The following is a 14,953-nucleotide window of genomic DNA, read 5'->3' on the forward strand; positions in this document are numbered from 1 at the left end:
CGAATAATTAGCATTATCAAGCATTACGCTTTATAATTGTAATAAATAGCCACATTTTATTAAGGAGTTTTGAACGATGAAAGGTAACTATTCTCATTTCATTGCTTCTGTGATCGCCGTACCTATAGGACTGATTACCTGGGTACTCTCCTCAAACATATTTGACATTCATATGTTTCTCGATGTAGTGCTAGGTATAGGTGGTTTTGGTGCATCCTACCTCCCCTCACATCGAATCGCTCACAATAAGCATTTAGAAGAAATAAACTTAACGAATAGTGAATATAAATATATCAAGAGCCAGTTACATCAGGTTGATGAACAGATGAAAAGGCTGAGATCCAGCTATATGAATATTCGTTCGATCAAAGATGCAAAATTAATTTTTGAAATCAATAGAATAATTAAAACAATCATATCTTCAGTTGAAGAAGAGCCTCGGAAGTTTTATCGAGGTCAACAGTTCTTTCACTCTAACTTAGAGTCTGCAGTTAATACGATTGAAAAGTATTTATATTTATATAAGATGCCGGGTAAATCTAAAAATGAACGTATCCAATTACATGAAACCCGCCTTTCGCTATTAGAGCTGAAAAGAACTTTACAATCGAATTTATCTTACATGAATCAAGCGAGTTATAATGATCTCGATATAGAAAGAGAAATTATTAGAAGAAATGCATCGAGATCAAAAAAACGCCAAGCAATGTTAGGTAACAAGCTTGATAAGGAAAAAGTAAATCTAAAACGTGAAGAAAAAGAAGATGAAATACTATATCGAGGTGAACAGAATGACGGAAGATAACTTAAAAAATGAACTATTAAAAGACCCATTTAAAAGTATAAATGAACCTGGTGAACAGGATGACTTCGTACTCCAAAAGGAAGTTCAACCAGAGACAAATAGTCAATCTAATTCAGTACTGACGACTTTTCAAGATCAGTTCTCAGAAGAGGATTTAAAGACAATCAAAGACATCAAAAACAAGATTCAACCGCTTGATAACGATGCCTTGATTACTTACGGTGCGAATGCACAGCAGGCAATGTCTAAGTTCTCTCACCAAATGTTAAATGAGGTTCAATCAAAAGATGTTGGGCCGATCGGTGATACGCTTGAAGATTTGATGAAGAAGCTTAAAGAGATTGACCCTGAAGAGTTAACGAATGAAAAAAGTAACATCTTTAAGCGTATGTTCGGTAAAGTCAAACGCTCAGTCAATGAGATGATCTCAAAACACCAAAGTATTGCTTCACAAGTAGATCGTATCTCAATCCAACTTGAACATGCTAAAGAAGTATTGGTTAAAGATGTGAACATGTTAGATGGTCTTTATAACCAAAACAAAGATTACTTTGATGCCATTAATATTTATATTGCAGCGGCTGAACTTAAAAAAGAAGAGCTTGAAAATGAAGAGCTACCAAGACTTAAAAAGAAAGCAAATGAATCGAATAACCAGATGGATGTTCAAGATGTGAATGATATGATGCAGTATGTAAATCGTCTTGAAAAACGTATACACGATTTAAAACTGTCTAGACAAATCACATTACAATCTGCACCTCAAATTCGTATGATTCAAAATATTAATCAGACCTTAGCGGAGAAAATTCAGAGTTCAATTTTGACTTCTATTCCATTATGGAAGAATCAAATGGCGATTGCCCTGACCCTACTTCGTCAAGAATCGGCATCTAAGGCACAACAAGAAGTGACGAATACAACCAATGACTTATTAACGAAGAATAGCGAAATGCTTAGACAAAATTCACTGAGAACAGCAACTGAAAATGAACGTGGTATTGTAGATATTGAGACATTGAAACTGACTCAGGAGAATCTTGTATCCACAATTGAAGAAACATTAAAAATTCAGTCCGAAGGTTCACAGAAGCGTAAATCAGCTGAGGCTGAACTTGTAACAATGGAAAAAGAATTGAAGGAACGACTCTTACAATTAAAAGATGAATATAGATATTAATTAATAACTATAATAATCGACACAAAAATGGGAGCTAGCAAAATCGCTAGCTCCCGTTTTTTATGTTTTAAGAGTACTCTACTTTTGGTTTATTCAGTGCGATAACATAACCAAGAATGTAACCGACAATCATGAATGGTAGCCATTCAAAACTTGCACTAAACAGAGGTAATACTTCTAGCCAATCCATTGTCAGCCATCCGTTTCGGTGAATAACTGAAAGAATAGAAAGAATTGCAACTAATAATACTGGAATTTGCAAACTCAGTTTTGGTGATGGTACAAAGTATGTTAGCACTAGTAGGACGACTGTTGTCATTGCAACAGGATAAATAATCGACAAAATTGGAACGCTTGTTGCAATAACTTGGTCTAGACCTTGGTTGGCAAGACCAAATGAAATAAGTACGAATAAGACAACCCATACTTTGTAAGGTACTTTAGGTAAAATGCTATTAAAGTAGCCAGATACAGAAACTATCAATCCAGTTCCAGTAGTTAAACAAGCTAAGAATACTATAGTACCTAATAAGATTGGTCCAAAAATACCAAAAATATCAGAACTCATGAAAGTCAGTAAGAACGTACCTAAGTTTTGGTCATCAACAGCTGCCCCGCCGAGATCAACTTTGTTCGCTAACCAACCGAGTGAGATGTATATGACACCTAGTAAAATCGCTGCTAGAAATGCTGACTTGATTGTGCCAAACAGCAAATCCTTTCTATTGGTAATTCCAAGTTGACGAATAGAATTTAAAACTAAAACACTAAAGGCAATTGCTGCGATTGCATCCATTGTTAAATATCCCTCTGTGAAACCAATAGAGAAAGGTGAAGTCGCTTCAAATGTTTCATTTGCAGGATTAATTGGATTATTAAAATATGCAATACCTGCAAAGATAATTAATAAAACAATACTGATTAATAGTAAAGGTGTTAATACTTGCCCAATACTATTAACGAGTGAGCCTGGTTTAATACTAAGTAAAAATACGATAATAAAGTACACAAGTGAAAATATTAATAACCATAATCCAGTATTTTCACTCAAGAACGGTACTACTGCCATTTCATAAGCTGTTGTTGCTGTTCTTGGAATGGCAAAGAATGGTCCAATCGTTAAATAAATAACAACTAGGAAAATTACTGCAAATGCTGGATGTATATTTTTAAGAGACTCTCTATATCCATCTTTTGAAATTGAACCAACAATGACACCTAAAAGTGGTAAACCTACCCCAGTTAAGACAAAGGCAATAATTGCTGTCCAGAAATATTCTCCGCTAGAAAAACCGAGAGCAGGTGGAAAAATTAAATTACCTGCGCCAAAAAACATGGCAAACAGGGTGAAACCTACCATTATGACTTGCTTCGTACTCATATGCATCCCTCATCTAAAAATTAGTATGCAATTAGTCTACACTAGAACGTATAAAAAATCTATGAGTTATTTAAATTATCTGAATTATTTTCTAAGAAAAGTAAGTTTTGTAATATCCAGCAGGCTTTCCTGAATTGTCTATAACAAAAATATATTCTTCAGTTTCGTTAATGACTCTATACTCCTTACCTACAGTTAACATATCAGAGACTTTAAACTTTTCTGCATCTGTATGTTTAACTGTGACAGTACCTAGATTATTATCTTGCCAATTTTCTTGAATCATATTATTCCTCCTATAAAAAAGAAAAGGTATCCCTTGGATACCTTTATCTTTAAAAGTATTTAATAAATTAACCTTCTAGTAACAGGTCTTCTGGATTTTCGATTAATTCTTTAACAGTTTTTAAGAAGCCAACTGATTCTGCACCGTCAATGATTCTGTGGTCATAGCTTAATGCAATGTACATCATTGGGCGGATTTCAATGTCATCTCCAACCGCGACAGGACGTTTTTGGATTGTGTGCATACCTAAGATTGCAGCTTGTGTACCATTGATGATTGGTGTAGACATTAATGATCCAAATACCCCACCGTTAGTAATTGTGAATGAGCCACCTGACATTTCATCAAGAGAAAGTTTCTTCTCTCTCGCTTTTGTTGCGAGGTCAGCAATATCGTTTTCAATTTCAGCAAATGTTTTTCTATCTGTGTTACGTACTACCGGTACAACAAGTCCTTCTTCTGTAGATACAGCAATCGATACATCAAAGAATTCTTTATAAACTAAGTCTGTGCCATCAATTTCAGCATTTACAGCTGGGTACTTACGAAGTGCGGCTGTTACAGCTTTAGTAAAGAATGACATAAAGCCAAGTTTAGTACCATCATTACGTTCCATGAATGATTCTTTTTTGCGTTTTCTTAATGCCATAACATTCGTCATATCTATCTCGTTGAATGTTGTTAACATTGCAGTATTTTGAGAAACATCTAATAGACGTTTAGCAATGGTTTGTCTACGGCGTGACATTTTTTCACGTCTAACTGGTTTTTCAGGTGTTGTATTTTGTTTCGTCTCAGCTTTAGGTGCTTCTTCTTTTTTAGCAGCAGGCTGACTTGAAGCTTGACCGTGATTTTCAACATCTTGGCTACGTACAAGACCGCGTGGATCAGCAGCATTGATGTCTGAAAGGCTAATGCCTTTTTCACGTGCAAGTTTTCTAGCAGATGGTGTGGCAACGATTGTACCATCTTCAGTTTTCACAGTTGTTGTTTCTTCTTCTTTTTCTTTAGGTGCTGAAGTAGATTCTTCTTTTGCTTCAGCTTTAGGTGCTTCTTTTTCTGAACTTTCTTCTTTTGCAGGTGCACCACTACCCTCACCGACTACGGCAATGACTTGACCAACTTCTACAGTGTCACCTTCTTCAGCTTTAATTTCTGAAATGACACCAGCTTCTTCACTGACAATTTCTACGTTTACTTTATCAGTTTCTAATTCAAGGACGTTTTCACCTTTTTCTACACTGTCGCCTACTTGCTTAAACCAAGTAGATATAGTTCCTTCTGTAATTGATTCTGCTAATTCAGGCACGATGATTTCAGCCATTTATATAATACCTCCTATTATTTTAAAGCGTTCTCGATGATACTTTGTTGTACTAGTTTGTAAGATCCACCGTTACCTTCGGCTGTTGAAGCACTTGGTTTTCTTCCTACATAATTTAATGTCGCTTTAGATGGTACGATATCGAGCAAGTACGGTAGAACGAAGTGATATGCACCTTGGTTTTGTGGCTCTTCTTGAACGAAGCGTACTTCACTAAGATTCGTTAAGCCAGATAAGATTTCTTTAATTGCCTCGCTTGGGAATGGATATAGCTGTTCAAGTCTAATGATGAGTAATTCATCGTTAGGTGATTCGTTTTTCGCTTCTGCTTCAAGTATATCTACAGCGACTTTACCACTTGCAATTACAACAGTTTTAACTTTAGTTTTCTTGTATTCCGGAACAATAATTTCTTTGAATTGACCGTTTACAAATTCACTTACAGGTTGGCTGGCTGTTGAGTTTCTAAGCAAACTCTTAGGTGACATTACAACGAGTGGACGCATTTTTTCAGTGTTCAAGTATTTCGCTTGTCTACGTAAAATGTGGAAGTAGTTTGCACTACTAGACAAGTTAACCACTGTCATATTATTTTCTGCACATAGCTGTAAATACTTCTCTAAACGTGCAGATGAGTGTTCAGGACCTTGTCCTTCTTGAGCATGTGGTAGAAGTAAAGTTAAGGCAGTTCTTTCACCCCATTTAGAGTGGGCACTTGACATAAATACATCAAAAATTGCTTGGGCCATGTTGGAGAAATCTCCGTATTGTGCTTCCCAAATTGCCATAGCTTCATTGTTCTCAACGTTGTAACCATACTCATAAGCAACAACCGCCATCTCAGTTAATGGTGAGTTATAAAGTTCAAATGATGCTTTAGAATCACTGATGTTGTGAAGTGGTGTATGTCTTTTACCTGTCTCTGGGTCATGTAAAACAGCATGACGTTGAGCGAATGTACCACGTTCTGCATCTTCACCTGTAAATCGAATTGGCGTACCGTCTTGGTTAATTGTTGCAAATGCAAGGGCTTCAGCATGTGCCCAGTCAACAAGTGCTGTGTCGTCTTCAAATGGTTTCTTACGACGATCTAAAACATTACCTAATTTCTTAAGTGGTTTGAAGTCCTCCGGGTATGTTAACAGCTCTTCATTGATCTTCGCTAATCTCTCTCTAGAGATTTCAGTTTCTTGATCATTTGACTGTCCTTCTAAGATTTCATCAGGTGTCTTGATATCTTTAGTGACAATCGTATCATCTTTGTTGATCTTGTCATGTTCCGCTCTTAATTCATCTTGAATTGCTTGCATAATCGATTCTTTGTCTTCTTTTGTTAAGACACCCTCTTCAACAAGTTGATCACCGTAAAGATTATCAATAGTTGGATATTCATGAACTTCATTATAAAGTTTAGGGTTTGTTGTCATTGGCTCATCCATTTCGTTATGACCATAACGACGGTAACCAATCAAATCAATTACAAGGTCTTTTTTGAATTTCTGACGATATTGTATTGCAATATCAATGACGCGTAAAACATATTCCGGGCGGTCAGCATTGACGTGGAATACTGGCATATCAAAGCCTTTAGCGATATCAGATGCATATAGTGTTGAACGTGCATCCCACTCCTCTGTTGTAAAGCCAATACGGTTATTCGTAATGATGTGAAGTGCCCCACCAACCGTATAGCCTGCGAGGTTTGATAAGTTCATTGATTCAGGGTTAACACCTTGTCCAGGGAAGGCTGCGTCACCATGAATGATCACACCAAGTGAATTATCAGTATCATGTACTGCTTTACCACTTTGGTTTGTTGAATCTTGTTGTGCGCGCGTACGTCCTTGGACAACGGGTCCAACAATCTCTAAGTGTGATGGGTTATTAGCAAGTGTAACAGTCTGTGTGATTCCTTTGTCTGTTCTTGTTTTCACACCACCTAAGTGATATTTAACATCGCCCATCCAACCATTCGTCAATTCTAGTGAACCGTCTTCTGGTAAGAATTTCATTGGGTCGGTAGACATAAATTCACTTAACATCATAGCGTAAGGTTTTTGTAATGTATGTGTGAGTACATTTAAGCGACCACGGTGTGCCATTCCAATTTGTAGATGTGGAATATTTTCATCCGCCATGCGTTGTAATAAGTGATCTAACATGGGTACAAGTGAGTCTACACCCTCAATAGAAAAACGTTTTGCACCAACAAAGTTTTTGTGAAGGTATTTTTCAAATCCTTCTGTTTTAACAAGTTCTTTAAACAGATGAAGTTTTTCTTCTTCTGATAAATTCACTTCGCCTTCACTTTCAATAGCGTTTTGTAACCATTCTCTTTCCTCGCTATTGTTGATGTGCGTATATTCATAAGATAAAGGAGACGTGTAAACCTGTTCTAAATAACGTGCTGCATCCAAGGCATTATCGAACTTATCAGCCATCGCTTCTGATACGATACTTGCTGGTAGAGCTTCTAAATCCGCATCCTGGAAGCCGTATGCATTGAAATCAAAATCTGGTGCATTATCAATTTCTGGAGCATATACTGGATACACATCGGCTTTTAAATGACCATATTGACGAACGTCGTTTAGCCATTGTAAAATCCCTTTAATCTTGTCTTGTCCTGCAGCAGATAACTGCTTGCCGTCCTGACGAGTATTACCTTCCTGATCAGTTGAAATGTTATCAAAAAGATACTTCATTTCATCTGATACTGAATCTGGGTCATTCTTGTACATGTCAAAATATTCAAGAATTAAACCAAGATTTGTACCAAATCTAAGTGGTGCATTCTCAAATTCTCTTTCTTGCATTGTACTGCCACCTCGTTTTATTTTTTTAATACTCTTTATACCTAAACTTTACCATTTTGTGCCTCTTCTTTAAAGCACGAACATTGATAAGTGTAAATTTAATCTCGCTTATTTTTGAACTTTTGGAAATTTGATATGAACAGTGGTCGATTGACCTTCAACACTAGAAATCCAGACCTGTCCACGGTACAATTCTGCTACTTTTTTAGCAATAGAGAGACCGAGTCCATTGCCACCTTGTTGACGACTTCTTGATTTATCAACGCGGTAAAAACGATTAAACACTTGATCGATTTCATCTTTAGGAATACCGATTCCACTATCGCTTATTTCAATCAATACATCACCCTTATTATCAACTTCAGTTGATACTGTGATATGTTTGTTTTCTTTATCGAATTTAATGGCATTATCTAAGAAGATAATGAGCATCTGTTCAAAGTGATAGTTGTTGATAGGATACATAAGATTCGCCTTAGTAAAGTCGGTTGTAAACATGTAGTCTGGATGCACTTTTCTAAGGCTTGATAAACGACTTTCAATCTCATCATTAATGTTAACCAAATCGGGTTGTACATACTCCGAACCTTCATTTTTAGTCAGTAGTAATAACTCTTCAACTAGACGATTGATTCGCTTTAATTCATCTATAGAGATACCGAGTGACTCATCGAGTACTTCAGGATTATTTCTCCCCCATCGATTGATCAACTGTAGGTGACCCTGAATAATTTGTAGGGGTGTTCTAAGTTCGTGTGAAGCATCTTCAACGAATTGCTTTTGCTGATTATAGGATTCCTCTAGGGCATCCATCATATTATTAAAGGATTCAATCATATAGTCTGTTTCAACAATATTCGTTTTTAGTTCCAAACGTTCAGCAAAGCCTTGGTTTTCAATCTTTTTCAGTTGATTGGTAAATCGACCGATGGGTTTAACCATCTGGATTGAAAAGAAGTAAGAAATAACAGACGTAAACGTGATAGATAAGAACCCGATAATTGTTGCGATGAACAGCATCATTCGAATAATTGTATTATACTCATTGAGCGGATGGATGACTGCAACATAGCCATGCCAAAAATCAGATTGAATCATCTGAGTCGCAACTAAATAATCATCCCCCTCAATACTTTTCTCATTAATCAAAGGGTTGTCCGATTGCTGAAAATCCAATTCAAAATACAATTCAGAACGCGCTGGCCATCTGTATACTTCCTCACCACTTAATGTATATAAAGCCATCTGTTGGTTGTCAATTAAGCTAGAGTATATGTCTCGCTCAGTAATGGTATTAAAAGCTTGATTGGCATAGAGCGTACTCACATCATCCAATGCCCTTGAAACAGATCGGTATTCTTGATCTTTTAAATAAACACTCGTGGCATAAATTAAAAGTGAACTAAATAAAAGATAGGTAATTGTAATGATAAGTATAGATAATTTTAGCCACTGGGAACGTAATGATTTGTTCGTATTCATTGTCGAATCACGTAACCGACGCCACGAACCGTTTCGATAACCTTATCCTTCTCGAAAGGTTTAAGCTTGTTTCTCAAATATCTGATGTATACATCGACGACATTGGTCTCAACTTCACTATCATAGCCCCAGATAATATCTAAAATCTGTTCTCTTTTCATAACAATACCAGTGTTCTTAGCAAGTAAATAAAGTAACTCATGCTCAGTTTTTGTCAGTTCAATCGGCTGATCATCAATCGATACAGTATAGGCGGTTGTATCGATTTGGATGCCATGTAATTCAACAGTGTCATGGTTCACTTCAACAGATTGGTTTCTACGCATTATCACGCGAAGACGCGCCAGTAACTCTTCTATTTCAAAAGGCTTAACAATATAATCATCTGCACCATAGTCTAGGCCGACAACCTTATCATAGGTCTCCCCTTTTGCTGTAATTATAATAATCGGCGTATTCTTCGTTTTTCTTAATTTACGACACACTTCTAGTCCATTCAGCTTTGGTAACATTAAGTCTAAAAGAATGGCATCGTAATCATTATCATAAGCAAGATTAAAACCCTCTTGCCCATCATCTGCAATCGTTACTTCATAGCCTTCATGGCTTAATTCTAATTCGATAAAACGTGCTAAATTCGTTTCATCCTCTACTACTAATATTTTCGGCATCTTTACCCACCTCATTTTCTATAATATTATCATGAAAATGAAAACTAAAGAAATATGAGCATCAGTCATAAATACATATACATAAAAGTAAAAAAAGCGGAACTTAAATAAGTTCCACTTTTTTACGATATAAAGATTAACTCACTATAGTAGATGGCGTTTCCATCATATAGCTCTGTTGTTTAATTAATAAGTTCTTTTTAACTTCAGGCCATTCGTCATCGATAATTGAATAGATAATCAGATTTCTAGGAACACCGTGTAGTGCACGTTCCTTTCTTATAATGCCCTCTTTTGTAAAACCAATGCGTTCGATCGCTTTGTTCGAACGCTCATTTCTTTCATCTGCTCGTACTTGAACCCGCATGAGGTTCAATACCTCAAAACAATATTCGAGTAATAGGAATTTGCTGTCGGAGTTAATGAAGGTGCGCTGGGCTTTAGTACCAAACCATGATGCACCGATTTCACAGCTCTGACGCTCGTAATCAATATGTTGGATTCTCGTTGAGCCAACGACTTCTCCTGTAGATTTTAAGACGACAACAAAGGGAATTGTATTCATCTCACCACGTAAGTCTATGGCACTTTGAATCCATTCACGCATTGTATCTTCTGTAGTCGCTTGAAAAAGCATATAAGTCCAAATACTGTCATGGTTTATTGCCTGTAATTCTTCTGCATGACTGAGTTGCATCGGAAGAAGTCTAATTCTGTCGTTTTCAAGTGTGATGTTTTCATATAAATTTATCACCATAAAATCACCTGCCGTCTTAAAATATTTCTAAAGCAAATCAATTATAATTCCCCTACTCACCTTTAGCAATCAAAAAAATTACGGCTCCGATCTTAAAATCGAAGCCGCTTTTTAAACTTGTTGTGCATGAGCGCACTGGTGCCAATAACAACGGCAAGACCGATGATGACACCGGCTAAGACGTCGGTTGGATAATGGACACCGAGGTAAACTCTTGAAGACGAAATCATCAAGATGAAGGTAGCGCAAATGGTCATTAATAGCGCCTTATTATTTAAATTCGTTTCTTTTATGACGTGAGCAACGGAACCAAAAAATATGGTGGAACCGACTGCATGGCCGCTCGGAAAACTGAAACCTGAGATTTCAATTAATCTTAAAAAGCTTGGACGTTCTCTATCAAAAGAATTTTTTAATACTGGGATTAAAACTGTTGAAATCAACATTGAAATAATGAAAAACAGTGTATGAATTTTAAGTTTATACAGCATTAAGATAGAAATCATTATTAATGACATAACAATCATAGATAAAAGTTCACCAAGCTGAGTAAAACCTAGCATTAATGCTGTGGTAATGAAGCTTTCAGAGGCATAGATAAATTCATAGACTTCTCGGTCGATCCAGCGGCCGAGCCTAGACTCATGGAATATTGCTATGACACCAAAAATTAAAGTGAACACTAAAAATAAGGATATTTTCTTTTGTCGGCTCACTTCTCTGCCTCCTCGATTAGCTTATCTGCGAATTCACTTGGTTGATAAGCGTGTTTAAACTGTGTCATTTTAATCGTAATTTCACTGTAATTCTCATCGATGTGTGTCAATTTATTTTGTAGGTTGTCTAGATTTAAATCATCTTCTTCAATTACTTCTGCATAGCCATGCTTTTTAAAATGCTTGGCATTTTGGATTTGATCCCCACGACTTTGATCTAAACCAAGTGGAATTAAAACCATTGGTTTTTTAGCGAGCAGAAATTCAAAAATTGCATTTGAACCTGCTCTTGAAATTACAACATCAGAAATTGCGAGTAGATGCTTTAAATCCTCATCTGCATACTCCAGTTGAAGGTAGCGATCATGCTTCACACTGTCGTTTTTGTTTCCCTTACCCGTAAGGTGAATAATTTGATATTTGTCACACAGTGTCGACAAGTGACTCCATACAAATTCATTGATTTTCTTTGAACCAAGTGAGCCACCCATTATTAATAGAACTGGCGTTTGACTTGTGAAATGGCTGATCTCATAGCCAGTTTCGTTATTACCAGTATTCAGTTCTGTTCTTAATACTGGTCCTAAGTATTCTGCCTTTACGTCAGTGAAATGACGTGTTGTTTCTTCAAATGTACAGAAGACCTTAGTTGCAAATTTACTTGCAATTCTATTTGCTAATCCAGGTGTTAAGTCGGATTCATGTATATAGACAGGGACATCTTTTGCCGCTGCTGCTAAAACGACAGGGACTGAGACAAAGCCGCCCTTAGAAAAGACGAATAAGGGTTGTTCTTGTTTTAAGATTTTTTTTGCATCAGTCACACCTTTTAAAACTTTAAAGATGTCTTTAAGATTCTCAAAAGATAAATAGCGTCTTAGCTTTCCACTTGAAATTTCATGGAATGGAATATTAGTGGTGCCAATAATTTCTCTTTCTATTCCTTTTTTAGAACCGATGTAATGTGGATCTATCCCTCTTTCTATAAGTTCAGGAATAAGTAATTTATTGAGCATAACGTGCCCGACTGTTCCACCACCAGTGAGCATTGCTTTTTTATTTGTAGAAACCATAAGCGCCTCCATAATACTTGTTAATCTTAACTTTAAACTATTTAGATAAGCTCTACAAGAAAAATTCCGTACAAGATTATTGTACGGAATTTAGTCTTATTCTTCTGTCTCTTCGCTATCATCTCTAAGGTTTTGTTCTTCCTCTTCAACAACAGGAATGTGTGTGGCATTATTTCTCGCTTCTTGTTCAATTTCCATAATAGACATGTCGCTATTAATGTAATCAATTAAATAGTTGAGCTGAGCATCCTCTTCTTGGATGAGTGATCTAACATCTGAAATAATACTTGTTGTTGTTTCGCCAGTTACGATACCGTCTACTGGTAAATCGTTGGCATTTTGATAGGCTTCAACCTGACTTGTAAGTTCTTCATCGAAGGTCGAATTAAATGTTGAAATATCATAGCCGAGTGCATCAAGAGCGACTTTAATAGACAAGATTTTCTCATTTGTTTGACCTTCAGTGAACACTTCATCTTCAGTGAGCAGTTCGATTCTGTAGTGATCAGGTGTGATCAGCTCAATATCCGGTGTAATACCTTCATCTTGTACCCATGTCTTATTCGGTGTTAGCCATTTAGTATTCGTATATTTCAACATGGAATTGTCTTTAAATTCACTCGTTCTTTGTACGACACCTTTACCGAATGACGTTGTACCGACTGTTTTAATGTCGATTAAGTCAGATAGTGCACCTGTAAACACTTCTGAAGCACTTGCTGAACCCTCATTGATGAGTACATAAACTTCATCGAACTGCTCAGCATTCGGATTCTTTTCATTCTCTGTGAGGAGTTCTTGCTGATTACCTTGATTATCTTCAAGGTAAAGTGCAGTGGTGTCCTTATCAACGAATTGGTTAATTAGTGTCACTGCTTCGTTTAAGAGTCCACCTGGATTATAACGGAAGTCGATAACGAGTTCTTCTACCCCATCTTCTGCAGCTTGATTAAAGAACCTCTCAAACTCTTCAGTCGTGCCTTGTTGGAATCTGTTAACAGAGATGTGCCCGACGCCTTCAATTTCTTCATACGTTACACTATCAATGTGTATAGTATTACGGGTAATAGTGATATCACTTGGACTAGCTTCACCGCGTTGGATCGTTAAGGTGACATCTGTTCCCTTTTCTCCACGAATCAACTGGACAGCCTCAGTTGTTGTCATACCTTCTATTGACTCCCCATCAACTGCAAGAATCTGATCGCCTGGTTCTAGACCTGCCTCTTCAGCGGGCGACCCTCTCATTGGACTAGAAATTAAGATTTTGTTGCCTTCTTGCATGATTTCAGCGCCAATACCTTCGAAGTCACCTGTAATACTTTCTTCAAATTCTCCAGTCTCGTCGATATTCATATATTCACTATAAGGGTCATCTAAACCTTCAACCATACCTTTAATTGATGATTCAATTAGAGCATCTTGATCAACATCTTCATAATAGTTTTCAGTTAAAGTGTCATAGACATTATATAGCTTGGCAAATTCAGTACGCGTATCAGTGCCAACGTTAACTGCGCGCTCTTGGTTATTAGACATCGCGACAGCTGTAATCACTACGCTGATTATAATCGTCGTCAGTATAATAACGATAAACCAAAAGACATTAATCTGTAGAGATTTAAGCCTATGGCCGACATTCTTTTCATTGTTTTCTTCGCTCAACTTATGCACCTAATTTCTACTACGTATATTACTCATATATTATCAGTTTCTTTCATCAAATAAAAGAAAGAACAGTGAAATCACTGTTCTTCGATAAATGGTACTGCTGCATCAAGTGCAACTTCAATCATATCGTTGAATGTTGTTTGTCTTTCCTCAGCAGTTGTTACTTCTCCAGTTATTAAGTGGTCAGAGATTGTTAAGATTGCTAGCGCTCTTGCTTTGTACTCTTGAGCGATTGTAAATAAGGCTGCTGACTCCATCTCAACTGCAAGTACACCGTAATCTGCAAGTTGTTTTGTGTCAGTCTTAGTATCATAGAATGAATCGGCAGTATAAACGTTACCTACCTTAACATCTAATCCACGCTTTTTAGCTTCATTGTAAGATGTTAATAGTAAGTCAAAGTCTGATGTTGGTGCATAAGAAACATTGTTGAAAAGTTTAGCATTTTGATAAGAATCTGTCGTTGCACTTTGGGCAATGACAACATCTCTAACTTTTACTTCTTCTTTAAGGGCACCAGCAGTACCAACACGAATTAAGTTCTTAACACCGTATTCACGCATAAGCTCGTGAATGTAAATAGATATAGATGGGACACCCATACCTGTACCTTGAACTGAAATTCTTTTACCTTTGTATGTCCCGGTATAACCGAACATGTTACGAACTTCGTTATAGCAAACAACATCTTCTAAAAATGTTTCAGCAATATACTTTGCACGTAGTGGGTCACCTGGTAGTAAAATAGTGTCTGCAATATCGCCTTGTTTTGCATTAATGTGAATACTCAT

The 14,953-nt window shown here is 36.7% G+C and carries 13 protein-coding genes; 2 read left to right on the top strand and 11 right to left on the bottom strand.

Annotated elements, in window-relative coordinates:
- Positions 1–76 precede the first annotated feature (76 nt).
- Together V6E76_RS06470 and V6E76_RS06475 are read left to right on the top strand one after the other, a co-directional pair.
- Positions 77–805 (top strand): 5-bromo-4-chloroindolyl phosphate hydrolysis family protein, encoded by a 729-nt coding sequence (locus V6E76_RS06470; RefSeq protein ID WP_198687633.1) that lies wholly within the window; start codon positions 77–79, stop codon positions 803–805.
- A complete protein-coding gene (locus V6E76_RS06475; protein WP_026866283.1) occupies positions 792–1,985 on the top strand; it encodes a toxic anion resistance protein in 1,194 nt (397 codons plus the stop codon). The genes V6E76_RS06470 and V6E76_RS06475 overlap by 14 nt, the downstream gene beginning before the upstream one ends.
- A gap of 67 nt (positions 1,986–2,052) precedes the next feature.
- Here the strand turns inward: V6E76_RS06475 and brnQ are convergent, their stop codons facing one another.
- The 11 genes from brnQ to deoD form a co-directional block, all read right to left on the bottom strand.
- A complete protein-coding gene (brnQ, locus tag V6E76_RS06480; RefSeq protein WP_198687634.1) occupies positions 2,053–3,366 on the bottom strand; it encodes a branched-chain amino acid transport system II carrier protein in 1,314 nt (437 codons plus the stop codon).
- Positions 3,367–3,457: 91 nt separating this feature from the next.
- On the bottom strand, positions 3,458–3,652 hold the full coding sequence (locus V6E76_RS06485; protein ID WP_026866285.1) for a DUF6501 family protein: 195 nt from the start codon (positions 3,650–3,652) through the stop codon (positions 3,458–3,460).
- Between the two features lie 67 nt (positions 3,653–3,719).
- The gene (gene odhB, locus V6E76_RS06490; protein ID WP_166626700.1) at positions 3,720–4,976 is read right to left on the bottom strand and encodes a 2-oxoglutarate dehydrogenase complex dihydrolipoyllysine-residue succinyltransferase; all 1,257 of its coding nucleotides are present in this window, start codon (positions 4,974–4,976) and stop codon (positions 3,720–3,722) included.
- Positions 4,977–4,993: 17 nt separating this feature from the next.
- On the bottom strand, positions 4,994–7,792 hold the full coding sequence (locus V6E76_RS06495; RefSeq protein ID WP_247351567.1) for a 2-oxoglutarate dehydrogenase E1 component: 2,799 nt from the start codon (positions 7,790–7,792) through the stop codon (positions 4,994–4,996).
- A gap of 108 nt (positions 7,793–7,900) precedes the next feature.
- Positions 7,901–9,274, bottom strand: a complete 1,374-nt coding sequence (locus V6E76_RS06500) for a sensor histidine kinase (protein ID WP_166626698.1) — start codon at positions 9,272–9,274, stop codon at positions 7,901–7,903.
- Positions 9,271–9,945: a response regulator transcription factor gene (locus V6E76_RS06505; RefSeq protein ID WP_026866289.1), complete on the bottom strand. Its 675-nt coding sequence runs from the start codon at positions 9,943–9,945 to the stop codon at positions 9,271–9,273. Before V6E76_RS06505 ends, V6E76_RS06500 begins: the two co-directional genes overlap by 4 nt.
- 136 nt (positions 9,946–10,081) lie before the next feature.
- Positions 10,082–10,702, bottom strand: coding sequence for a GNAT family N-acetyltransferase (locus tag V6E76_RS06510; protein WP_166626697.1), 621 nt, complete (start codon positions 10,700–10,702; stop codon positions 10,082–10,084).
- Between the two features lie 92 nt (positions 10,703–10,794).
- The gene (locus V6E76_RS06515) at positions 10,795–11,418 is read right to left on the bottom strand and encodes a phosphatase PAP2 family protein (RefSeq protein WP_247351569.1); all 624 of its coding nucleotides are present in this window, start codon (positions 11,416–11,418) and stop codon (positions 10,795–10,797) included.
- The gene (murG, locus tag V6E76_RS06520; protein WP_166626696.1) at positions 11,415–12,491 is read right to left on the bottom strand and encodes an undecaprenyldiphospho-muramoylpentapeptide beta-N-acetylglucosaminyltransferase; all 1,077 of its coding nucleotides are present in this window, start codon (positions 12,489–12,491) and stop codon (positions 11,415–11,417) included. Before murG ends, V6E76_RS06515 begins: the two co-directional genes overlap by 4 nt.
- 96 nt (positions 12,492–12,587) lie before the next feature.
- Positions 12,588–14,165 carry a S41 family peptidase gene (locus tag V6E76_RS06525; protein WP_240921832.1) on the bottom strand — a complete coding sequence of 526 codons (1,578 nt, stop codon included), beginning with the start codon at positions 14,163–14,165 and terminating at the stop codon, positions 12,588–12,590.
- 71 nt (positions 14,166–14,236) lie between these two features.
- Positions 14,237–14,953: a purine-nucleoside phosphorylase gene (gene deoD / locus V6E76_RS06530; protein ID WP_026866293.1), complete on the bottom strand. Its 717-nt coding sequence runs from the start codon at positions 14,951–14,953 to the stop codon at positions 14,237–14,239.

The sequence above is a fragment of the Jeotgalicoccus huakuii genome (assembly GCF_036665975.1).
Lineage (GTDB): Bacteria > Bacillota > Bacilli > Staphylococcales > Salinicoccaceae > Jeotgalicoccus > Jeotgalicoccus marinus.

Bases quoted from the DNA above. Each gene is read 5' to 3' on its own strand.
- V6E76_RS06470 (WP_198687633.1), top strand. From the start codon at position 77: ATGAAAGGTAACTATTCTCATTTCATTGCTTCTGTGATCGCCGTACCT.
- V6E76_RS06475 (WP_026866283.1), top strand. From the start codon at position 792: ATGACGGAAGATAACTTAAAAAATGAACTATTAAAAGACCCATTTAAA.
- brnQ (WP_198687634.1), bottom strand. From the start codon at position 3,366: ATGAGTACGAAGCAAGTCATAATGGTAGGTTTCACCCTGTTTGCCATG.
- V6E76_RS06485 (WP_026866285.1), bottom strand. From the start codon at position 3,652: ATGATTCAAGAAAATTGGCAAGATAATAATCTAGGTACTGTCACAGTT.
- odhB (WP_166626700.1), bottom strand. From the start codon at position 4,976: ATGGCTGAAATCATCGTGCCTGAATTAGCAGAATCAATTACAGAAGGA.
- V6E76_RS06495 (WP_247351567.1), bottom strand. From the start codon at position 7,792: ATGCAAGAAAGAGAATTTGAGAATGCACCACTTAGATTTGGTACAAAT.
- V6E76_RS06500 (WP_166626698.1), bottom strand. From the start codon at position 9,274: ATGAATACGAACAAATCATTACGTTCCCAGTGGCTAAAATTATCTATA.
- V6E76_RS06505 (WP_026866289.1), bottom strand. From the start codon at position 9,945: ATGCCGAAAATATTAGTAGTAGAGGATGAAACGAATTTAGCACGTTTT.
- V6E76_RS06510 (WP_166626697.1), bottom strand. From the start codon at position 10,702: ATGGTGATAAATTTATATGAAAACATCACACTTGAAAACGACAGAATT.
- murG (WP_166626696.1), bottom strand. From the start codon at position 12,491: ATGGTTTCTACAAATAAAAAAGCAATGCTCACTGGTGGTGGAACAGTC.
- deoD (WP_026866293.1), bottom strand. From the start codon at position 14,953: ATGAGTATTCACATTAATGCAAAACAAGGCGATATTGCAGACACTATT.